At 71.1% G+C, this 22,984-nt stretch carries 11 protein-coding genes; 2 read left to right on the forward strand and 9 right to left on the reverse strand.

Translation table 11 applies throughout. From position 1 onward, the window contains the following. The 7 genes from Ato02nite_RS15010 to Ato02nite_RS15040 all read right to left on the reverse strand — a co-directional run. The coding region (locus Ato02nite_RS15010) for an ATP-dependent helicase (RefSeq protein ID WP_213007126.1) at positions 1-2,844 on the reverse strand (2,844 nt) is incomplete at its 3' end. Between the two features lie 29 nt (positions 2,845-2,873). Beyond that, the gene (locus tag Ato02nite_RS15015; protein WP_246606993.1) at positions 2,874-3,857 is read right to left on the reverse strand and encodes a LacI family DNA-binding transcriptional regulator; all 984 of its coding nucleotides are present in this window, start codon (positions 3,855-3,857) and stop codon (positions 2,874-2,876) included. A gap of 356 nt (positions 3,858-4,213) precedes the next feature. Beyond that, positions 4,214-8,986, reverse strand: coding sequence for a ricin-type beta-trefoil lectin domain protein (locus tag Ato02nite_RS15020; protein ID WP_213007128.1), 4,773 nt, complete (start codon positions 8,984-8,986; stop codon positions 4,214-4,216). A gap of 3 nt (positions 8,987-8,989) precedes the next feature. Further along, positions 8,990-10,039, reverse strand: a complete 1,050-nt coding sequence (locus tag Ato02nite_RS15025; RefSeq protein ID WP_213007129.1) for a hypothetical protein — start codon at positions 10,037-10,039, stop codon at positions 8,990-8,992. Further along, a complete protein-coding gene (locus Ato02nite_RS15030; RefSeq protein WP_213007130.1) occupies positions 10,036-18,249 on the reverse strand; it encodes an RHS repeat-associated core domain-containing protein in 8,214 nt (2,737 codons plus the stop codon). The genes Ato02nite_RS15025 and Ato02nite_RS15030 overlap by 4 nt, the downstream gene beginning before the upstream one ends. A 127-nt stretch (positions 18,250-18,376) precedes the next feature. Then, complete coding sequence (locus Ato02nite_RS15035; protein ID WP_213007131.1) at positions 18,377-18,934, reverse strand: LOG family protein; 558 nt, start codon at positions 18,932-18,934, stop codon at positions 18,377-18,379. Position 18,935: 1 nt separating this feature from the next. After that, positions 18,936-19,712 carry an LOG family protein gene (locus Ato02nite_RS15040; RefSeq protein WP_213007132.1) on the reverse strand — a complete coding sequence of 259 codons (777 nt, stop codon included), beginning with the start codon at positions 19,710-19,712 and terminating at the stop codon, positions 18,936-18,938. Between the two features lie 159 nt (positions 19,713-19,871). On the opposite strand from Ato02nite_RS15040, the gene Ato02nite_RS15045 reads away from it, so the two are divergent. Then, positions 19,872-20,048, forward strand: a complete 177-nt coding sequence (locus Ato02nite_RS15045; protein ID WP_213007152.1) for a hypothetical protein — start codon at positions 19,872-19,874, stop codon at positions 20,046-20,048. Here Ato02nite_RS15045 and dapE read toward each other — a convergent pair whose 3' ends face one another. Then, positions 20,049-21,131 carry a succinyl-diaminopimelate desuccinylase gene (dapE, locus tag Ato02nite_RS15050; RefSeq protein ID WP_213007133.1) on the reverse strand — a complete coding sequence of 361 codons (1,083 nt, stop codon included), beginning with the start codon at positions 21,129-21,131 and terminating at the stop codon, positions 20,049-20,051. A 61-nt stretch (positions 21,132-21,192) separates the two neighbouring features. Between dapE and dapD the strand changes: the two genes are divergently transcribed. Next, positions 21,193-22,140: a 2,3,4,5-tetrahydropyridine-2,6-dicarboxylate N-succinyltransferase gene (dapD, locus tag Ato02nite_RS15055; protein WP_213007134.1), complete on the forward strand. Its 948-nt coding sequence runs from the start codon at positions 21,193-21,195 to the stop codon at positions 22,138-22,140. Here the strand turns inward: dapD and Ato02nite_RS15060 are convergent. After that, positions 22,130-22,948, reverse strand: a complete 819-nt coding sequence (locus Ato02nite_RS15060; RefSeq protein ID WP_213007135.1) for a LysR family transcriptional regulator ArgP — start codon at positions 22,946-22,948, stop codon at positions 22,130-22,132. The genes dapD and Ato02nite_RS15060 overlap by 11 nt on opposite strands. Between the last annotated feature and the right edge of the window lie 36 nt (positions 22,949-22,984).

Consider the following 22,984-nt stretch of genomic DNA (forward strand, 5'->3'; position numbering starts at 1 on the left):
CGGCCCGCCAGGCTGGACCGGTCCGTCGGCGTTCGCCGGACCGGGACCGTCGGGGTCGGCCGGGCCGTCGGGGTTGGCGGGACCATCGGAGTTCGCCGGGCCGTCGGCATCGGTCGGGCCGTCGGGATCGGTCGGGCCGTCGGGATCCGTCGGGCCATCGGGATCCGTCGGGCCATCGGGATCGGTGTCCCAGGGATCGGGGTCCGGGGGCGGCGGGGTGTCGGGGTCGTCGCCGGGGGTGCGGCCCCGGATCGGGAGGGCCAGCTCGGTGAGGAAACGGCTGGGCTGCTCCTCGCCCTCGGAACCGCCGACGCCGGCCGAGGCGACGGCCGTGACGATCAGGTGGCGGCGGGCCCGGGTGGTAGCCACGTAGAAGAGGCGGCGCTCCTCGTCGAGCAGCGCCGACGTCTCGCCGACCACGGCGGCCGGGCCGCTGGTGGCGCGGCCCGCGAGATAGTCGACCAGGCGTTCCGAACCGAGCAGGCTGCCCCGCAGCCGCAGGTCGGGCCAGATGCCCTCCTGCACGCCGGCCAGCACCACGACGTCCCACTCGAGGCCCTTGGCGGCATGGGCGGTGAGGAGCCGGACCGCCTCGCCACGGTCGGCGCTCGGCGCGATCGAGTCGGCCGGCAGGTCCTGCCCGAGCACGTGGTCGAGGAAGACCTCGGTGCGCGCGCCGGGCAGCCGGTCGACGAACCGGGCCGCCGCGTCGAACAGCACCACCATCGAGTCGAGGTCACGGTCGGCGGCTTCGGCCCGCCACTGCCGGGCACGCCCGGCGTCCGGGTCGTCGGAGGCGACCGGGCGGGTGCTCAGGCCGTACCACCGGTCGGCGAGACCGCTCTCCCGCCAGACCGTCCACAGCACCTGCTCGGCCGTGGCGCCCGGAACGGCCGCCGCCTCCCGCGCGGTGGCGATGAGCCGGGCCACCGTCTGCGCCGGCTTGGCCCAGCGCCGTTCCACCATGTCCAGTCCGGCCGGGTCACGCACCGCGTCGACCAGCAGCTCGCCGGAGGGCCGCCGGTCCCCCGCGGCCAGCGCCAGCGCCCGGAGCCCCTGCCGCAGCCGCCGCTCGGCGAGCGGATCGGCCCCACCCAGCGATGAGTGGAGCAGCGCGACCGCCGCCTCCTCATCGAGCAGTTCCGGCTGCAGCGCACACCGCAGGAGCAGCAAAAATGGCGCCACGGCGGGCTGCAGGTGCAGCGGCATGTCCTCGGCGTGCGTCACGGTCGGCACCCCGGCCGCGGCGAGCGCCCGCTGCATCGACGGCAGCTGCAACGAGGTCGACCGCAACACCACCGCCATGCGGGACCACGGCACCCCGTCGAGCAGATGCGCTTCACGCAGCGCATGCGCGACGTAGGCGGTCTCCGCGGTCGGCGACCGGAAGGTCCGCACCACCGCCCCGGCCCGCTCCGCCCCGTCCCCCCGCGAACGCCCGGCCACATCACCCGCCGACGGACCCTGGCCGCTCTTGGCGCCCCCCGGCGCACCGCCGCCCGCCGCGCCCCCCGGCACACCGCCACCCGCCGCGCCACTCGGCGCATCGCCGGCCGTCTCAGCATCCGGAGTGGGGGCGGGATCCGCCGCAGAGACCTGCGGCGAGGAGAGGCCGTCGGCCGGCGCCTCCGCAGCGGAAACCACCTCAGAGCCAGGGGCCGCGGCGGGCGCAGAGCCGACGTCCGACGCGGAAGCCGTGCTGGCCCGGGACGCGGCGGCGTCCGATTCGGACTCCGCCGGCGGGAGGGGTGGGTGCATCGAGCGGTGGCTGATGGGGCCGCGCATGTGGCGGGACACTCGGGTGGTCGAGGTGAGCAGCGGGGCGGTGGCTCGGTAGTTCGTGTGCAAGGTGATGGTCTCGGCGACCGCGCCGGAGGCGGTGCGGAAGCGCTGGGGGAACACGGTTACGCCGGTGGGGTCGGCGCCGCGGAAGCCGTAGATCGACGAGTCCGGGTCGGCGAAGGCGACCAGGGGCTTTCCGCCGCCGGCCACCAGGTGGAGCAGCTCGATCTGGGCCGGGTCGGTGTCGGCCAGCTCGTCGACGTAGATGTAGGCGAGGCGGTTGCGCTCCGCGGTCAGCAGCTCGGGGTCGTCGGCCAGCAGGCCCGAGGCCGCCCGCACCAGCTCGGCCGGGTCGTAGGCCGACGAGCCTCGGGTCGTCACGTCGCGCAGGGCCAGCACCGCGACGTACTGCCGGAGGAAGCGGGCCGCGGCCGGCCAGTCGTCGCGGCCGACGCGCTCGCCGATGCGGGCCAGCTCGGCGGCGTCGATGCCGCGCTCGGCGGCCCGCTGCATCAGGTCGCGCAGCTGCTGGGCGAAGGCCTTGGTGGGCAGGGCGGGGCGTAGAGCCTCGGGCCAGCCGACCTCATCCGCGGTCTCCTCGTCGCCGACGGCCTCGAGAAGCTCCCGGATGATCAGGTCTTGCTCGGGACCGGTGAGCAGGCGCGGTGAGGGCTCACCACGCTCGGCGGCGGCCCGGCGGAGCAGGGCGAACGCATAGGCGTGGAAGGTGCGGACCAGGGGCTCGTGCACGATGCGGCCGGGGTCGTCGGCGATGCGGGCCTCGATGCGATCGCGCAGGGCCATGGCGCCGCGACGGCCGAACGTGAGGACCAGGATGCGCTCGGGGTCGACCCCCTCGGCGATGCGGGCGGCGACCGACTCGACCAGCGTGGTCGTCTTGCCGGTGCCGGGGCCGCCGACCACCAGCAGCGGGCCGTCGTCGTGGGCGGCGACATATCTCTGCAGCTCGTCGGCGTGCAGCGCGGGCACGGCGGGGCGGGGGCGCCGGACCAACCGGTAGGCAGGCCGGCGCACCGCGGGAGAGGAGGCCGGCGTGCTCACGGCATCAAGGAAACCACGGGGGTACGACGTTATTCAGCGGGCGGTCGACCGATCGAGGCACGGCGTCGCACCGGCATCGGCAGGCGCTGCACCGCGGGCTCGCCCGGTTGGCCGAGCAGTGTCTCGATCGCGCGCCAGCCGAGCTCGTAGTGCGGCAGCGCGATGCTGGTGAGCTGGGGTCGCAGCCAGGCGGCCAGGTCGGAATCGTCGAAGGAGATCACCGAGACGTCGTCCGGAATGCGCAGGCCGGCCTCGCGCAGCGCCTGATAGGCACCGAGCGCGACCCGGTCGTTGAGGCAGATCAGGGCCTGCGGCGTGAGGCCGTCGTCGAGGGCGCGGCAGACCGCGTCGTACGCCGAGTCGGGCCACCAGTTGCAGTCGATGGTGCCGGCCAGCCGCACCCCGGCGTCGCCGAGCCCCTCCTTGATGCCGGCGAGCCGCTCCCGGCTGGCGAAGACCTGGTCACGAGTGTGCCCGACCAGATAGATCCCGGCCCGATGACCGGCGTCGAGGAGGGTGCGGGCGGCGTCCAGCCCGGCGGTCAGCTCGTCGGGGACGACGGCCGGGTGCGCGCCCCGGGTGAGGCAGTTGAGCAGCACGACCTTCTGGCCGTGCAGCAACTTGGGCAGGCGGATGTTGCGGGTGAACATGCTGGCGTAGAGGAAACCGTCCACCTGCCGGTCGAGGAAGTCGGAGATCAGTTTCTCCTCGACGACCGGGTCGCCCTCGGTCTCGCCGATGAACAGCAGGTGCCCGTGCGCCACGGCGGCGGCCAGGCTGCCCTGGATGACGCGTCCGGCGTACGCCTCGGAAGCGATGGTGTCGGAGACCAGCGCGACCGTCTTCGTGACCTTGGTGCGCAGGCTGCGCGCCATGAGGTTGGGCCGGTAGTCCAGTTCCTGGGCCGCCCGCAGGACGCGCTGCCGGGCGTCCTCGGAGATGCGCATGTCTTTGTGGCGACCGGTCAGGACGAAGGAGGCCGTGCTGCGGGACACACCGGCCCGCTGTGCCACTTGGAGGAGAGTCGCCCGTTGCGGCGGCATGTTCGCAGTGTTCCACGTCCGTGCAGAGTGCGCGAAACGCCGTAGTAGTGACTGATCGACATGCCTTGACGCGTACGGGTGCAAAGAGCAGCGTCGGACGAAAGCCCCCTGCCGGGCCGGCCGCGCCGCATCGCACCGGTTCGGCAGGGGCCGTTCCGCGCCCCGGCGAGTTGCGACCCCGTCGGGTGATCCGGCGCGAGCTGCACCGTGGCGCGTCCGGTGAGAGCGTGTCCGCGTGCGCCCCTGGAGATTCCGGCGGGCTCGCCGGGGCCCGCGGTCACGCCGGGTAGGTGTGGTGACACCCACCCGGCGTGACCGTCAGAACCTCAGCTCCGGCTCAGCGCCGTGATCTGATCCTGGGTGAGGATGCCCTGGTAGAGCCGGACATCGTCGATGGCGCCGCTCCAGAAGTTGCCCTGCGCCGAGTTCCACCAGGCCCGGCCGATCGCGGTGTTGCCGGGGGCGAGCCAGAGCTTGCCCACCACCACTGTGTTCTTCAGGATGCCGTCCACGTACAGCTTGGCCGTGCCGGCCTCGGCGTCGTAGACGCCGACCAGGTGGGTCCAGCGGTTCAGCGTCATGCTGCCGGCGCCGGCGCCGACCCGGACGTACGAACCCGAGGTCGACAGGTTGGTCACCCCGAATTCCCACTCGTCGTTGTTCGGGTAGTAGAGCAGCGCGAACGGGGTGCGCTCGGTGCCGTCCTGGGCGACGACCGTGCGGGACGTGCTCGCGTCGCTCAACTTGGCCCAGCCGGCGACCGTGAACGAACGGTCGGTCTGCAGGGCGGTGGGGGCGGCCGAGGCGTACGCCGTGGTGCCGTTGAAGTTGAGCCCGGCGCCGGTGTGCCCGGTCGTCCAGGTGGCTCCGGTCAGGGTGGCCGGCCGGGCGAACGCGGTGTCGTCGGCCGTCGAGGTGCCGTTGTTCTCGTTCATCGACCAGGACGCGACCAGCGTGGCCGCGGTGGACCGGTGCATCCCGTCGCCCTGGCCGAGCGCCGGGATCGAGAACCGCTGGTTGATCGTGCCGTTACAGGGATAGGTCTCGATCCGGCCGCCCGCGGCGACCAGGCCGTTCCCGTCCAGGCAGTAGTTGAGGGCCGGGTTGTAGATGGCTTCGCCGGGCCGGACCGCCCACTGCTGGGAGGCCGCCCCGCTGCACGCGGATAGCTGAGCCCACTTGTAGGTGCCGGTGCGGACCGGGCCGGCGGTGTCCAGGCAGAAGCCGTACGCCCGCAGCGTGCCGTCGCCCGGCGTGGTCCACTGCTGACTGCCGATGTCGGCGACGCAGGTCGCGGCCTGGATCTGGGCCGCGACGGCGGCGTTCTGGTCGGTCACGTCGACGCACAGGCCGGGATAGCCGCTGAGCAGCAGCGGACCGGTCCGGGCCTGCTTGACCGGCAGTTGCCACTGCTGATTGGCCGCGCCGTGGCAGCTGAACGTGTACAGCTGGAGTGCCCCCGTCGAGGGCAGGTCCAGGCAGGTGTTCTGGGCGGCGTTGTAGATCGTGCCGTCCGCCCGCGGCACCCACTGCTGCTGGTTCGTGCCGTTACAGGTCCAGGTGTAGATGAACTTGTAGGTGCCGCTGCGCACCGGGCCGTTGGCGTCCAGGCAGAGTCCGAAGATCCGGATGGTGCCGTCACCCGGCAGGGTGAACTGCTGGGCGTCGTTGCCCTTGCACGGGATGCCCTGCAGCTGGGCGCTCCGGGCGCGGCCCGCGTTGACCACGTCGATGCACAGGCCGCCGTTGCCGATGATCGCGCCGTAGCGGGCAACCGGTTTGTCGGCCCGCACCCGCACGTTGCGGAAGGTCACCGGGTTGCCGGCGGCACTGCCCTGCAGACCGATGTACGCCGGGTCGAGCATCTTGCCGACCGCCGTGGCCAGGAAGTCGTTGACCACGACATCGTTGAGCTGGACCGTGATCCGCTTCCCGCTGACCGCGATGTCGACCGAGTTCCACTGCCCGGCCGGCTTCTGGGTCGACCGGATCGGCGCCCGGTTGGACGCGATAGCGCCGGTGGCCAGGGTGGCCGCGCCGTCCGGCCGGATCTGCACCTCGTATCCCCCGGCGGCGGAGAGCGTGCCGCTGGGCGGTGCGCCGAAGCCGAGCATGACGCCCGAGTCCGACGAGTCGGAGGTGGTCTTGTAGTCCAGCCGCAGCGTGTACTCCGACGGCAGGTCCTCGGCCGGGTACCACATGAAGGCGTCGTTCGGGGTGGAGCTGAGTTCGCAGTTCGTGGTGGTGACCGTGCCGGCGGTGCCGGCCTGCCGCCACACCGCGCTCTGCGGTGAGCGCCCGTCGAACAGCGGGACGAAGCCCGGCTCGGCATCGAGCGCACACGACCCGGTCTGCTCGGCCAGGGCCGGTCCGCCGGTGAAGTAACCGGTCACCGCGCCGACCAGGTGGGTGGAGGCGGCCCCGGCCCGGATCTCCACCTGGCCGCTGCCGCCGGTACGCGGGATCACGATGCTCTCGACCGCCTTGGCGGCTTCGAGACCATCGACGTCGGTCCGGCCGGAGGAACCGCGTTCGGCCGGGTGCACGGAGAGCGCGCCGACCCCGTCGGCCAGCCCGGTCAGGGTCAGCACCGGCGCGGTCACGTTACGCGGCACGCCGGCCACGTCGCCGACCGAGAGCGGCACGACGCCGTTCTGGGCGATCTTCCCGGCCGTCGCGCCGGTCCCGGTACGGGTATCGAGCACCTTGGTGGCCCGCGGAAGCGGCACGAACTTGGCGCCGTTGCCGGGAGCGAACCAGCCGAGCACGTCGACGGCGGCCGAGGTGGTACCGGCCGCGTTACGGAGGCGGATGGCCCCGTCGTCGCCGATGCCGGTCAGTGCCAGGCTGCTGCGGATGCTGTTCGGCGGGGTGTCCAGGGTGCCGGTCGTCGTCGGCAGCGTCTGCGGATAGACCTGCAGGTAACCGAGCACGCTGCTCTCGGTCCCGTGCACGTTGAGCGCGACCGCGGTGGCGTTGTCCGGCACCCCGGCGACACCGCGGATCGGGATGGTCACCGTCTCGTTGGCGGCGAGCGGAGCCTTGTGGTTGCCGACGGTTGTCTGGGTGTCGAGGACTCGAACCGGGGCGTCCTCCGGAAAGTAGGTGCCGGAGCCGGTCGGGCTGAAGTAACCGATCAGGTCGACATAGAGGTCGGCCGTCCCGGCGTCGTTGCGGATGGTGATGGTGCGGGCCGCCGACAGCGGGACGATGGCCATGGTGGAGTGCTTGTCGGCGTTGAGCTCCAGGGTGGGCACGTCGCCGATGGTGTTGACGTCCCGGTAGAACCAGAGGCTGGTGCGGTTGGCCGAGACCGCCGAGATGTTGATCGCCACCGCGGTGGTGTCGCCGGGCAGGTTCGCGATCGGCAACGTGAACACCTCACCGGCGGTGAACTGCCGCTGGTGACCACCGATCGCCGAGGTGGTGCCGAGCAGGCGGTACGGCGTCTGGATCGGGGTGAAGCCGTTGCCGGCCGCGGGCTGAGTGTCGTCGGCCGAGCCGAGTGCCAGCAGGCCGTGACCCCACTGGTTGTCGAACTTCGCCGGGTTGGTCCGCCCCTCCAGCATCGCCTCCACCTGACTGGCGTCCAGGCTGGGGTTGGCTCCGAGGAGCAACGCGGCGGCGCCCGCGACGTGCGCGGCCGCGGCCGAGGTGCCGGCCATCGTGGGGGCCGGGCCGTAGGTGTAGGTGGAGACGCCGGCCGGCCCGGTGATGTCGGGCTTGGTGCGGCCGTCCACGGTCGGGCCCTGCGAGCTGTAGTCGTCGACCCGGCCGCTGCCCACCGCACTGGCTCCGACGGCCATGGCGTACGGGGAGGTGGCCGGCTCCAGGACGCTGCCCGACGCGACCGGGTAGGACAGGCTGATGGCGTCGCCCATCACGAACACATCGGCCTTGGTCGACGGGGATGGCGTCCGGGCCGCCACGTAGATCCAGTAGGTCTGCGACCCGCCGGACGTGTTGGTGATGGTGACCTGCTCGGTCGGCGGCAGCGGGGTGGCCGCGGTCGCCTGCGGGTTGGTCGACTGACCGACGATCGCGGTGTCGCCCGAGCCGGTCGGCACCCGGTTCGTCGACAGCACCATCAGGTCGAGGTCCTGCCGGGTGGTGGGCCAGGCGTCCCAGCGGAGGCTCACGGTCGCGGTGCCGCCCGGCGGAATGGTGAACCCGTTGCCCTGGGCGGTGCCGCTGACCTCGACGTACCCGTCGGTGTTGGCGTCCGCGGCCGGCCCGGACCAGTGCAGCTGGGCCTGGTTGCCGGCCGCTGCGACCCAGAGCACGCCGGCCTGGCGGGCCTGCTTGACCACCGCGGCGGGCGAGCCCCCGGCGCCGGTGCCGTCGCCGCGACCGGTGTTGGGGAAGCCGATGGCGGCGTTGATGACCTGCACGCCTTGACCGGTCAGCCATTCGACGGCGGAGGCGAACGTCATCGAGTCGGGGGCGCAGGCCAGGTAGAGCTCGGCGCCGGGGGCCATGTCGTGCGCGACCTCGGCGACCGCGGTGCCGTGGCTCGATCCGTTCTCGGCCGGGCAGTCGTTGCCGTGCAGGGTCACGCCGACGGGAAGCTCGCCGGCGTCCCGCGCGTCGGAGAGGCCGTCGAAGCCGATGTCGACGATGCCGACCTTGACTCCGGCGCCGGTTTTGCCGCCCCGGATCCAGGCACCGGCACCGGACGTCTCGACGCCCTCGGAGGTGACCGCGAGCGGGAAGGCCCGGTCGGGCTGCCGGACGGCGGCGACCCCGGATTGCTTGGCCAGGGTGACCAGCTTGCCGCCGGGAACCGCGGCGCGGACCCGCTTGCCGCGGGTCTGCAGGACTTTGCCGCCGGCCTTCTTCACCGCCGCCTGGGCGGCGGCGGCCGTCGTTCCCTCGACATAGACGAAGGTACGGCCGGACCGGTCCCGGGCGGGGGTCTTGGTTCGGGCGAAGCGCTTGTCACCGATGGCCGGCAGCAGCCCGACATCGAGGGTGCGCGGGACGTCGGGCTGGACGTAGGAGGCCGGATCGGCTGGATCCGCCGAGGCGGGCCCGGCCAGGCCCACCACGGCCAATGCGGCGGCCAGAGCCGCCGCTGCTATCCCCCGTGTTGATTTCAAAGTTCATCCTCCCCAAGGGTGGTCTGGATTCGTCGCGACTTCGAGCAGGAAGCGGGAAGCGGACATCATGTGGAGCCGGTGCCGACTCAGCTCGGCGTCGAAGACGATGACCGGCCAGAACTCGGGCCGTTTTGTGTAGGTCAGCCAGCAGACGTGGCCACCGCCCTCGAGGTCACCCCAGCGCATGACGCCGCGCGGCTCGGGCCACACCGTCCCGGCCGGACCGCCGCCGGCGGCGCGCTGCTTGACCACCCGCCGACGCAGTTTGTCGTACGTCTTGACCAGGTCGACCGGCCCGCCGGGCGCCGCCACCGTCACCGGGCCGACCTGGATCGCGCCGAGCTCCTCGATCAGGTGCTTGTAGTCGGGCGGCGGCGGCCAGCCGATCTTGCCCTGCACCTGCGACCAGACGGTGTACCAGCGCGGCACGGTGATCGTGATCGGGGCCGGGGTGACCAGGTCGCGCAGCTGGTCCACGCAGTCCACCGGGCCGATCAGCTCGCGGCCCTCGGCCTCGCGGTTCCAGTGCTCCTCGTCCGGGCCGGCGGGTGCGGACATCCGGCCGTCGTTGGCGACGTAGGACGGCGGCTGCTGCGCCTCGGCGACGAAGGAGAGCTCCTCGATCGGGGTGGGCACGGTCAGCACCGCCCGGAGGAAGGCGGCCGTGGAGAGCCGATGGACCACCCGCCCCGGACCGCGGCTGTCGCAGACCACGACCGGCCACGCGTCCGGGTCGTCGCCCTCGATCCGCCAGGCGATGATGTAGTCCATGCCGACCACCGCCCACGGCACCAGATCCGGTTCACCCAGCATCTGGGCGTAGCCGTGGATCTCGTCCGCGTACTCCTCCGGCGGGAAGTTGGCCGGATGCAGCAGGGACAGGAAGGTCTGGAACATGCCGGGCGGCAGCGCCTCGGTCACCTCCCGGAACTCGGCCGGGTATTGGGCGCCCGTGGCGCTCTGCACGGCCGCCCAATCGATCGGTGCCGGTGGTGACGCCGGCCAGCGAAGGAGTTCGAGCAGGGCGGCGGTGGCCACGGAGGGAGTTGTCATTTGATATTCCTGATCGTTGCTCGGAACACGGGCTGACCCGGGGTGGCGACCACGAACTCGATCGAGGTGGGTACGTCGCTCTTCGGGTTGCCGTAGACGGGTGTCACGGAGTAGTAGACCTGATTGGTCTTGGACCACTCGTTCACGATCTTCTCGACACCGTGGTACATGGCACCGGAGTTCACCTTGCGCTGCCACAGCGGCACGATGTTCTCCGGTATCTGGCCGTTGCCGCCGAGTTCGCGTCCGATCAGGTGACCGCGCGCCATCTCGTTGTTCGGGGTGGACTGGTAGCCCGGTGGGGTGTAGGTCGCCACGGTGCCGACCGACTTCGGACCCGGCGGGTTGTAGCAGGCCTCCGCCCCGGTCGCCCGGCCACGCGGCTCGTCCGGGTCGTAACTCGGCTCCACGTCCTTGTAGTGGATCTCCTCGCCGTTGAGCGAGCCGTCGGCGAAGCACTCGTCCCGCTGCTCCTTGGTCTGCTGCGAGAGCGGATCGTCGTCGCTCTCCCAGGTGCGCAGCCGCGGGTTGTTCTTCGGTCGCTTGCCCACCTGGTTCAGCCAGTCGACAAGTAGGCCGCCGACCAGCAGGGTCAGGCCGGCACCGGTCTCCTCGATGGTGCCGACCGCGGTGGTGACCAGGGCCGCGATGCCCGCCGTGATGGCCGGACCGGGATCCACGATCTTGAACTTGGGCAGCTTGATGTTGATCCGCGGCACGCGCGGCTTGACCTGCGTGCCCGGCGCCGGCGGCTTGACCGGCTTGAACAGCGGCGGCTCCCACGGCGGCGGGGGCGGCGGAGGCGGCGGGGTGTAACGCGGTTCGCTACCGCTCGGCCCGCCGCCACCCCGTGGCCCGCCACCGCCGCCGGGACCGTTGCCCGGACCGTTGCCCGGCCCCTTCTTGGTGGGGTGCGGGTTGGTGTAGTGGCTGTACCGGCTGCGATCGGGCCGCATGCCGCTGGGCCCCCGGTAGGTGGCCCAGGAATTCTTGTGGCAGGCCCCCGGGCCCTCCATCTCGCACTGCTCGTAGCCGAGCCTGGTCGGGTGATGCCACTCGTACTCGGCCCAGAGGATGATGCCTTCGCAGATCGGGCAGTGGCCGGACGGGTCGGCGTTGGCGACCGGATCGCCGGTGCCGTAGGCGTACCGGTTGCCGGAACCGGCCGGTTCCGGGTCGACCGCCCAGGTGTCCCGGCTCTGGAACGAGCCGGTGCCCGGGTCGTACCAGCGAGACGCCATGTTGACCGAGCCGGTCGCGGTGTCGGTCCAGGAGCCCTGGTAACCGGTCGCCGCGGTCTCTCCCGCCGATGCGGTGACCTCGCCGAACGGGTCGTAACTGCGGGTGTCCGGCGCACTCGCCGACAGGTAGCGGCCGGTCACGTCGCCGTGCTCGTCGGCGTACAGCATCCGGGCGGTGCCGCCGCTGACCGCCTTGTCGGCGAAGGGCTGCCCCCAGCTGTCCCGGCTGACCACCCGGGAACCGTCGGCGGCCACGTCGTTGGTGAGGCCGTCGTAGGCGAATCCGCCGATGCCGTTGCGCGTCGAGAGCCGGTCGAGCGAATCGTACGTGTAGGAGGTCGAGCCGTCGGCGATCAGCCGCTCGAAGGCGTCGTAGGAGACCTCGCCCTTCGTGCTCCGGTCCAGCGTGCCGCGCGACGAGTACGTGTAGGTGTTGGTCCCGTCGCTGGTGAGCTGGTTCTGCTCGTTGTAGGTGGACGTCACCGACCCGGCTCTGATGCGGTTCCCGGCGTCGTCGAAGTCGTAGTCGACAGTCCCGCTCGGTGACGTCCACGTCGAAAGCCGACCAAGACCGTCATACGTGTACGAGTTAGCGGTGCTTCCGGACGCCGTGTACTGCGTCTTGCCGGTGACTTTGTCGTCGCCGTCGTAGATGTACGCGTCGCCGAGCAGCACCCGCGGCGGCAGCCCGGCCGTGACGGTCTGCTCCACCCGGTCGGCGGCGAGCCGTTCCAGGTCGTCGTAGGTGAGCACCCGCTTGACCGTCTTGCTGGCCGCCCGGTCGATGACCGAACCGAGCCGCCCGGCCGTGTCGTAGCCGTAGTCCACGGTCCGCCCGGTGACCGGGTCGCTGAAGGTCAGCGGCCGCCCGGCGTCGTCGTAGGTGAACGACGCGGTGCCGGCCGCATCCGTACGCGTCATCAGGTGGCCGTCGCCCGAGAAGCTCTGCGACGTGGTGCCGGCCGGCCCGGAGCTGCCGATCAGGTCGCCGCGGTCGTCATAGGAGTAGCTGATGTCGCTGACCTTGACCGTCCGCCCGTCGGCGTCGTATCCGAGCGTCCGGTCGGCCGTGGGGACCTCCGCCCCGGTTCCGGACTCCCCGGTGAGCCGGCCCTGCGCGTCGTAGGTCGCGGTGCGGACCACCCCGCCGGGCAGCCGTTGGGTGACCGCCTGCCCGGCCTTGTCGTAGGCGAACGTCCAGGTGCGCTGGGCCGGGTCGGGCGCGGCCGCGGTGGCCGGCTCGATCGTCGACTCGAGAAGGCCCCACACGTTGTACGTGTAGTCGGTGGCGTGGTTGTTCCCGTCGACGTAGCGGGTGGTGTTACCGGCCGCGTCGTAGCCGGTCTGCACCTGCACGTCGTGGCCGGCCTCGGCCGGCGAGGTCTGTGCGACGACCCGGTCATAGGCGTCGTAGTCGTACGTCATCTTTCGACCGCCGCCGGTCGTCGCGGTCCGGGTGTTGCCGTTCGGGTCGAGCTCGGCCGTCGTGCCCCGCAGCACCGTCGTGCCCCGCCGCTGCTCGCCGCCGACCGTCCGCCCGGCCAGGTCGTAGACCGTGGCGGTGGTGAGCCCGGACGGGTCGGTGCTGCTCAGCTGACGGCCGGCCAGGTCGTACGCGTAGGAGGTTTCCCGGCCGGTGGCGTCGGTGACCTTGCTGAGCAGCCCGGACGTGTCGTAGGCCAGGTTGGTCGCATGCCCCTGCGGGGTGGTCACCTTGGTGGCGTGCCCGGCGTCGTCGTACTCGGTCGCGGTGATCAGGTAGCTGGTCGGTGCCGGCTGCCGCTCCACCCGCGTCTCGGTGACCTGGTTGCCCAGCTCATCGTAGGTGGCCAGGGTCTGGCTGCCGCCGGGGGTGGTGGCCGAGACCTCCTCACCGTTGCGGTTGTAGCGGAACGCGGTGGTGCTGGGCCGGCTGCCGACCGGCGGCAGCGTGATCGAGGTCTGGTTGCCGTACGGGTCGTAGGTGGATGAGGTGACTCGCTGCAGTCCATCCGTGAACTTGGTGACGTTGCCCTGGTAGTCGTACTCGTACGAGACGGTCGGGGTGATCGCCACGCCGCCGGGCGGCGAGTAGGTCGGCTGGGTGATCCCGGCGGCCCGGCCCATCAGGTCGTACGCCGTGGTGGTGACCGCACCGTTCGCGTCCTTGCGGACGGTCGCCTCGCCGAACGTGTTGTAGCCGGTCGTGACGGCCGGCCGCACCGACTTGGTCTGCTTGCCGGCCACCCAGGTGTCCACGGCCGGCCCGGTCTCGGTGCTCGGCCGGCCGTTCGCGTCGTACGTGTAGTCGGTGGTCAGCACCCGCGGGTTTCGCACCGACCGGGGCAGGCCGCGCTCGTCGTAGGTGGTGACCGTGGACAGCACGGTGCCACCGGCGGGCTGCTGGTCGGTGCGGGTCAGCTGGTTGTCCGGGCCGTAACCGTACGTGGTGACCTCGCTGCGACCGGGCTGGGCCGCGCCGGTCCGGGTCTCCTGCACCACGTTGCTCTCGGGGTCGTACAGGTAGTCGGTGGTCCGGGCGGCGCCGCCCGGGTCGACCACCGTGCGGCTGACCGCGGCGGCCGGGTCGTAGGCATTCGTCGTGGTGACGCCGCCCTCGACCAGCTGGGTGAGGTTGCCGGCGGCGTCGTAGGACCGCTTCTCGAGGGTGACGTCGCGGACCGTGCCGTCCGGGGCGTGGTAGCCCTTCCGGACCGACGTGGCCAGCAGGTCGTTGTCGTAGTAGGTGTAGTTGGTGATCCGGCCGATCGCGTCGGAGTAGCTGGTCAGCCGGCCACCGGGGTCGTAACCACGCCATTCCAGGGTCAGCGCGGAGTTGGCCGTGGGATTCTGCGGGTCGGCGCCGGGACCGTTCGCGGTGCGGGTGAGCAGCTGCCGCTGGTCGTCGTAGACGCTGGTCCAGGTGATTCCGCCGGCGTCGGCGGTGGTTACGGTCAGACCGTCGGCGGAGTACGTCGTGCTGTTGGCGGTGCCGTCCGCGAACCGGGTCGAGGCCGGCCGGTCGTGGGCGTCGAAGCCGTACAGCGTGGTGCGGGCCGGGTCGCCGCCGGTGGCGTCGGCGTCGGTCACGCTGACCGTGTTGCCGTTGCCGTCGTAGCCGTAGGTGGTGACCTGCTGGTGGGTGACCCCGGTGATCGGGTTCTTCACCGCCGGGCCGGTCTCGGTCTTCACCAGCGAACTCGGGGTGTACGTGTACGTGGTGGTGCCGAACGTCGCCCCACCGTCGTTGCCGGTCGTCCTGGTCGAGACGCGACCCTGCTCGTCGTACGCGTAACGGGTGTTGAGGCCGAGCGGGCTGGTCTCCCGGGCCAGGTCGCCGGTGGATCGGTAGGTGTACGAGGTGACCTGGTCCCGAACCCCGGTGTGCTTGACCAGCACCCCGGCCGGAACCGTCCCACCACCCTCGGCTGCTTCCGACCCGGTGGCGTAGTCCCAGCTCTCGTCCGGCCGCGCGGAGACCCCGGTCGGTTTCGGGTAACTGGCCGTGACCAGCCGCCCGGTCGGGTCGTAGCCGTACGTGGTCTGGTAGGTCGTGTCGGCCGGCCCGCTCGACCGGGCATCGAGCTCGGCGGTGACCTTGTCGTTGCGCGGGTCGAGCGGATCGGCGCTGTTCAGGTAGTACGACGTGTAGCTGGTGTCGCACGCGCCCGGCTGCCGGCAACTCTGCTCCGAGAGCACGTTGCCGCGACTGTCGGTGGTGAACACGGCCGAGTGGTTGTTCGGGTCGGTGATCTTGGAAACGAAGCCGGCCGCGTTGTACTCGTAGTACTGACCGGTGCCGTTGTGGGTCACCGACACCAGGCGCGCGCCGTGGTCGTAGTCGATCGTGTACGTCCAGTCCGGGTACGGACCGTGCAGCGCGATCGTGGCGGTGCCGCCGTTACGGAACGGCGCGTCCAGCCTCCAGTCGCGGCCCCAGCTGTCCTTGAGAGTGCGCACCCGGTCGGCCGCGTCGTCGTAGGTCAGCGCGGCGAACCGGCGGCCGTCCTGCGGCAGCACCACCCCGGTCAGCACATCGATCTTGGCGGCCGCCGCGTAGTGGTTGGCGACCGCGAGCGCGCTCAGCGGCTGGGTGTAGAGCGCCAGCTCGTCGATCGCGCCGTCGAAGTAGAAGCCCGCGCCGTTGGTGGACGGCCAGTCCTTGCCCTGGCCGGCGCCGACCGTGTACTGGATCTGGTCGTCGTGGTCGACCGGGCCGACGGCCGCGATCTTCTGGGCGACGCCGTCGATGTACAGCGTCTGCCGGTTGACCGCGGCGGAGATCGCCGCGTGATGCCAGTTGCCGTCGTTGACCACCGCGTCGCTGACCGCCTGCCGCGGTCCCTCCGGTTTGGGCACCGAGAAGCCGGCGTAGAGCAGACCGTCGACACCGACGTACATGACCGGGGTCCAGGCGGTGGCGGTGCCCGGGAACGACTGGCCGTTCTGGTAGCTGAGCAGCGTGCCGGACTCGGTGGTCTTGAACCACAGCTCGGCCGCCGCCGACATGGACGATGTGGTGACCTTGGATGGCAGGGTGACCCGGCTGCTCGCCCCGTCGAAGACGGCGGCGTGCTCACCGGCGCCGGCGACCGCACCGTCGGCGTTCAGGACCACCCCGGTGTAGGTGCCGGCGTCGTCGCCCGGCGAGCGGGCCGTGGTGTTGGCCGCCGTCGAGCCGCTCGTCTCGCCGAAGCGCCAGTAACCGCGCGGCGCGTCGTTGAGGACCGCGCTGCGGTAGTGCGACGTGTCGCCGTACTCGTAGGTGGTGCAGTTCGGGGCCGGGTCGGGACCGCACACCGAGGTGAGGCGATTTCCGGTGTACGTGTAGGTCCAGGCCGGACCGCCGTTCGCCCGCACCTCGGTGACGTGGGCGCCGGTCCAGGTCAGGTTGAGCTTGCGGTTGCTGACGTTGTTCAGGATCTCGACGACATGGTCGCCGGTGTCGTAGCGCAGGGTCTCGGTGAGCCCGTCCGCGTCGATCAGCGTGACGAGCCGGCCGAGCGCGTCGAACACCCAGCGGCTGCCGGAGGCGTCGCGCAGGGTCCAGGTGGCGGTGGTGTCGTTGCGGACCAGGGTGATGGCGTCGCCCTGGGGCGGCGCGTAGGACCCGTCCGGGTTGCGGCCGAAGCGCACCTGGCGGCCGGTCGGCAGGGTGATCACGGCGCTCGGCGCGGTGCTGGCGCCGGCCACCTTGTCCTCGGCCAGGGCGGTGTCCACCCGGGAGGCCCAGCCGGAGCCGAACGCGTTGGTGCGTCGCGGGTCGAGGCTGTTGTAGGTGCGGGTGATGGTCAGGTCGGGACCGACCGTGGTGACCGAGGCGTCGGTGACCACGGTCGAGTAGTTGCCGACGCCGGGGTCGACGCCGGGCGCCTGCACCGTGTCCGGCGAGCCGCCCAGGTTCGAGGTGATCTCCGGTTGCGGCACCCGGGTGGTGAGCATCAGCGGCCCGGAGTACGGCCCGGCGCCGATCGTGTCGTGCACCCGGATCCACCAGTAGTAGGTGCTCGACCACTTCAGGGCCGGCGTGGTCCAGGTGTGACCGGTGAAGCCCGAGCTGGTGCAGTTGGTGGGCGCCTCCGGGGTGCCCGAGCAGATCTTGAAGTCGTACTTGAGCTTGGCGTTGGCCGGCCAGTTGTCCGGGTCGACGCCCTCGGCGTACAGGGTCGGGGTGATCGACTCGACCTCGGCCCCGGAGCCCGGCTGTTCGAAGTTGGCGGCCGGCAGGACGTTGTTGACCTTGATCGGGAAGGTGCCGATCGGAACGCCGTAGGCGCTGTTGAACGAGGCGCCGGACGCGTCGTACATCTGCAGCTCGACGGTGTAGGTGCCGGGTGCGACGGCCGGGATCGGCACCGTGATCGTGCCGGTGCCCAGCGGCGCGACGGCGGCCGACGGCGCGACCTTGGCTCCGGTCGCGACGACGGTCGAACCGTTCTTGACCACGACGCCGGCCTTGAAGCCACCACCCGCCGCCCAGGTGCTCGAGCCCTGGTTGGTGACCTTCACGACGGCGTTGCCGGCCGTGGTGTTGGTCGGCAGCAGCACCGAGTCCACGCCGTACGCGGCGCCCTCGGCGGAGTAGGTGACGCTCAGCCGCGGCGGGTTGGCGCTTTCCGCCGCGGCGAACCGCTTGAACTGGGCGTTCGACTTCTCGTTCGGCGCCCGCAGGCTCAGGCCGTAAAAGGCGCGGCCGTGGGTCCAGCCGGTGGCGTCGTCGGCGTTCAGCGCCAGCGACTCCCAGGCCGGCGCGCAGGAGCCGGAGGCACCGCCCTGGTGGGCGAAGGACCGGGTCTCGTAGGCCCGGTTGACCGACGCGCCCGGCCAGCGCAGCGACGACGCCGACCAGGACTCGCTGACCTGGAAGACCGTCACCGGGGTGGCCGAGCAGGAGTCGGCCCAGGATTCGAAGACGGTGAGCGCGGCACCGTTGACGTACTTGTTCTTCAGCGTCGTCGCGAGGTCGCCGAACTTGAGGTAGGCCCGGCCGATGTGCTTGCCGCCGTCATCGGTGCCGACCTGCAGGTCGGTCGAGCCGGACTCGTCGCCGTGACCGGACATCACGAACGTGTCGCCGTCCGTGGTGATCGCGCCGGAGCTGGACGCGAGCAGCGCGGTCATCGTGCCGTCGGCGTTCTGGTACAGCTCGGTCCGCGCGTCCGGTTCGGCCACCAGCTTGCTGGTGCGGGCGTCGAAACCCGCCCGCCGGGCACCGGCCGGTTTGACCACCGGCTTGATCCGCCGCGGAGCCGGCGCCGGTTCGGCAAGGACGGGGGCGGTCAGCCGGTCCGGCACCGCGCCGGCCGGCCGTACTCCCTTGCCGCCCTTGGCCGGCAGCGACGTGTCGCTCGAACCGGCCGGTAAGTAGTGGCTGCCGCTCGGCGCGGCTCCCGTTCGTTGTACCGGCGCGGCGTCCGCGGCCCCGGCCGGCCGCACCGGCCGCGGGTCGGCGGCCGAAGCCGGAGTGTCCAGTCCCTCTGCCACCAGCATGCACGCAAGCGCACACGCCAGCAGTCGACGCCATGTGACCACGGCAATCTCCTAGCTAGTTCCCCCGTGTGACCGGAGAGCGATCAGTGATCGATCCCCAGCACTGGGTAACCTAGCGGAGATTGAGCTACGGCGATGCCCCGCCGAGACGGTCCTCGATCTCGTCGAGCGCAGCGCCGATCGACTTCGCGACGACGATCTGGCCGAGCGCCGCGGTGCGCACGAAGGCGGTGTCGGCGAGCTGGTCGAGCCAGGCCAGCAGCCCGTCGTAGAAGCCGTCCGGATCGAGCAGCACGATCGGCTTGGTGTGCAGGTCGAGGGTGGCGGTGGTCCACACCTCGAAGAGCTCGTCGAGGGTGCCGAGGCCGCCGGGCAGCGTGATGAACGCGTCCGAGCGCTCGATCATGATGTTCTTCCGGATGCCCATGTCGGCCGTGACGATCAGCTCGTCCGAGTTGAGGTCGGCCACCTCGAGGTCGACCAGGGACTGCGGGATGACACCGAGGGTGTGTGCCCCGCCGGCGCGGGCGCCGTCGGCGACGGCGCCCATCATGCCGACGCACCCGCCGCCGGAGACCAGGCTGTGTCCGCGCGAGGCCAATTCATTTCCGGTACGGGTGGCCAGGTCGAGCCACTTCGGTTCGAGGGTGCTGGAGGAGGCGCAGAAGACGCAGATCGCGGCCACGTCACCGCTTCCCGGACTCGGCGAGGGCCGCGTCGGCGTCCACGATGATCTGGACGGCCTCGTCCACGTCGTCGGTCACCTGCAGGAGTTCCAGGTCGGCCTCGCTGACCTTGCCGTCCTTGAGCAGCGTGGTCTTGATCCAGTCGAGCAGGCCGGCCCAGTAGTCGACGCCCATCAGGATCACCGGGAAGCGGGTGACCTTCTTGGTCTGCACCAGGGTGATCGCCTCGAACAGCTCGTCGAGGGTGCCGAACCCGCCGGGCAGCACGACGAACGCCTGCGCGTACTTGACGAACATGGTCTTGCGGACGAAGAAGTAGCGGAAGTCGATGCCGACGTCCACCCAGTCGTTGAGGCCCTGCTCGAACGGCAGCTCGATGCCGAGGCCCACGGACATGCCGCCGGCCTCGGTCGCGCCGCGGTTGGCCGCCTCCATCACGCCGGGTCCGCCGCCGGTGATCACCGCGTAGCCCGCTTCGGCGAGGGCCGCGCCGAGGTCGGCGGCGAGCTCGCACTCGGGGCTGTCCGGTGTGCTGCGGGCCGAGCCGAAGACGCTGACGGCCGGCGGCAGGTCGGCCAGGGTGTCGAAGCCCTCGACGAACTCGGACAGGATGCGCAGCGCCCGCCAGGCGTCCTTGGTCTTCCACTCACGCCGGTGATGGGAGTCGAGCAACTTTTCGTCGGCGGTGCTCGGCGGGATGGATTCGCGGCGCAGTGTGACCGCTCCTCGATGACGCTCCGGCTCCGCCCGCCGTCGCCCGTTGGTGCTGTCCGTCATGCCACCAAGGTAGTGCGGACGGTCAGTAACTGGTGAATAACCGGTTGGGTTTCGGTAAGAGGATTGCGACCGTCCAGCCTTTTTGCCAGATTGAAGCAACGGACGGTAGCTCCGCAGCGTCTGTACAGTTACCAAATCGACGGGGCGACGGGAGCCACCGTGACGAACCGGTACGAGCAGTTGAAGGCGCAGCGTCGCATGCAGCGGCGCATCCAACTCGTGGTCGAGGAGCGCCGTATGGCTCGTGCGGCCCAGATCAGCGATCCGGAACGCACGATCGAGATTCCGCCACAGGCACTGCGGGCGATCGGCCGCGTGCCGGTGACGGCGATCTGATCAGTCTGAAGAATCGGCGGCCAGCCAGCGGTGCAGGGTCGCGGCGCCGTCCCGGATCTTGCCGATCTCGACGTGCTCGTCCGGGGCGTGCGCCAGCAGCGGGTCACCCGGCCCGTAGTTGAGGGCGGGGATGCCGAGCGCCGCGAACCGGGCCACGTCGGTCCAGCCCAGCTTGGCCGCCGGCTCGGCACCGACCGCGGCCAGGAACTCCCGGGCCGGCGCGGCGGTGAGACCGGGCAGCGCACCGGGCGCCGAGTCGGTCAGCTCCAGCTCGAAACCCTCGAAGACCTCGTGCACGTGCTCGAGCGCCTGCTTCTCGGTGCGGTCCGGCGCGAACCGCATGTTGACCTCGACGACGCACTCGTCCGGCACGACGTTGCCGGCCACCCCACCCGAGATGCGAACCGCGTTCAGGCCTTCCCGATACGTACAGCCATCGATGGTGACCGTGCGGGGACGGTAATCCGTGAGGCGCTGCAGCACCTCGCCGGCCGCATGGATCGCGTTGATCCCGCGCCAGGCGCGGGCCGTATGGGCCCGCCGGCCGGTGGTGCGCACCTGCACCCGCAGCGTGCCCTGGCAGCCGGCCTCGACCACGCCGTAGGTCGGCTCGAGCAGCACCGCGAAGTCGGCGTTCAGCCACTCCGGACGGGACTCCGCGACCAGCGCGAGCCCGTTGTACTTCGACTCGATCTCCTCGGCCTCGTAGAAGAGGTAGGTGATGTCGTAGCCGGGCTCGGGCAGGGTGGCGGCCAGGTGCAGGGCCAGGGCGACCCCGGACTTCATGTCGGAGGTGCCGCATCCATAGATGAGGTCATCGACCACTGTCGATGGAAAGTTGTTGTTGATCGGCACCGTGTCCAAGTGCCCGGCCAGCACCACCCGTTGTTCCCGGCCCAGATCCGTGCGGGCCATCACCGTGTTGCCGAGGCGGTCCACACTCAGATGCGGGGACTCCCGGAGGACCTCCTCGACATGGTCGGCGAGCACCTTCTCGTTGCGGGAGACGGACTGGACGTCGACCAGGGCGCGGGTGAGCTCCACCGGGTCGACCAATACGTCCGGGGTAAGCGGGTTGGCCATACGGCGCACCATACCGGGCCAGGGTGAATGGCCTTCACCAGTTACCAGTAGGGTTCCCCTCGTGGACACCCCGATCTCGACCTCGCCCGCGTGGGGCATCGGCCTCGCCACCGTCACGGCCGAAAACCTGGTGCTCGACACCTGGTTCCCGGAAGGCTTCCTGGGTCTCGGCGCAGAGCCGGCCGAGCTGCCGGTCCTGCCGGCCGGGCTGACCGGCCCGCGCTCGCTGCCGGGCCTGGCCACGATCGAGGTACGCGTCACGATCGGCTCGCTGACCGACCCGATCAAGGACGCCTCGGATGCCTACCTTCGCCTCCACCTGCTCTCCCACCGGCTGGTCGTGCCCAACGCGATCAACCTGGACGGCATCTTCGGCGCGCTGGCCAACGTGGCCTGGACCTCGGCCGGACCGTGCCCGGCCGACCGGGTCGACGAGCTGCGCCTGATCGAGCGCGCGGCCGGCCGGCACCTGGCCGTCTACGGCGTCGACAAGTTCCCCCGGATGACCGACTACGTCGTGCCGGCCGGGGTGCGGATCGCCGACGCCGACCGGGTGCGGCTCGGCGCCCACCTGGCCACCGGCACCACGGTCATGCACGAGGGCTTCGTCAACTTCAACGCCGGCACGCTGGGCACCTCGATGGTCGAGGGCCGCATCGTGCAGGGCGTGGTGGTCGGCGACGGCTCCGACATCGGTGGCGGCTCGTCCATCATGGGCACGCTTTCCGGCGGCGGTAAGGATCGCGTCAGCATCGGCGAGCGCAGCCTGATCGGGGCGAACGCCGGCATCGGCATCTCGCTCGGCGACGACTGCGTGGTGGCGGCGGGCATCTACATCACCGCCGGCACGAAGGTGACCCTGCCGGACGGCCGGGTGGTCAAGGCACGCGAGCTCTCCGGGCAGAACAACCTGCTCTTCTGGCAGAACTCGGTGACCGGGGCATTCGAGGTCCGGCCGCGCAAGGGCACCGGCATCGAGCTGAACGCCGCCCTGCACGCTAACGACTGAGGTGCTCCGTGGCGGCCGCCCGGACCGCCGCGGTCAGGTCGTTGAGCACCGTCGAATCGATCTTCCAGTACTGCCAGTAGAGCGGGACGTCGAGATACTTGCCCGGAAATATCTCGACATAGTGGCCCTGGGCGATGTCCTTACGGGCGATCGGCTCCGGCACCATGCCCCAGCCGAGGCCGTAGCGGATCGCGTCGACGAAGGCCGCGGCGGCCGGCACGTAATGGATCGGCGGCTCGATCTTGCGGCGGATCGAGGCCAGGAAGCGATGCTGCAGGCGGTCCTTGCGGTTGTAGACGACCATCGACATCGCCGACAGGTCGGTTGACGGCCCCACCGCCAGGTACCGCATCGAGCCCAGTGGCTCGATCCGGCAGCCCCGCACCGGCGCGTGCTCGGCGGTCACCGCGGCCATCGCGGTGCCCGATCGCAGCAGGTCGGCGGTGTAGTCCTGATCATCGGTGTGCAGCTCATACATCGGACCGGGCACGGCGGCCAGGGCCGGCAGGAACCACAGGTAGAGCGAGTCGGCGTTGACCACGATCGAGACCCGGGTGCCGTCGCGCGCCTGGGCCAGCGCCTCCCGCTCCAGCAGGGCGATCTGGCCGGCGAGGCGGACCAATGCCTCGCCCGCGGTCGTCGCGACGCACGGTTTCGCCCGCCGGACCAGCACCTGCCCGACCGCACTCTCCAAGGCCTTGATCCGCTGACTCACGGCCGAGGGGGTGACGTGCAGCTGGTGAGCCGCCGCCTCGAAGCTACCGGTCTCGACCACTGCCTGGAAAGTCGCCAACTGCACCTGATCCACGTAAGAAAATCTAATCCAACGTCAAAATCTTTAGCT

It is taken from the genome of Paractinoplanes toevensis (assembly GCF_018332695.1).
Classification (GTDB): Bacteria; Actinomycetota; Actinomycetes; order Mycobacteriales; family Micromonosporaceae; genus Actinoplanes; species Actinoplanes toevensis.

Bases quoted from the DNA above. Each gene is read 5' to 3' on its own strand.
- Ato02nite_RS15025 (WP_213007129.1), bottom strand. From the start codon at position 10,039: ATGACAACTCCCTCCGTGGCCACCGCCGCCCTGCTCGAACTCCTTCGC.
- Ato02nite_RS15030 (WP_213007130.1), bottom strand. From the start codon at position 18,249: ATGCTGGTGGCAGAGGGACTGGACACTCCGGCTTCGGCCGCCGACCCG.
- Ato02nite_RS15040 (WP_213007132.1), bottom strand. From the start codon at position 19,712: ATGACGGACAGCACCAACGGGCGACGGCGGGCGGAGCCGGAGCGTCAT.
- dapE (WP_213007133.1), bottom strand. From the start codon at position 21,131: ATGGCCAACCCGCTTACCCCGGACGTATTGGTCGACCCGGTGGAGCTC.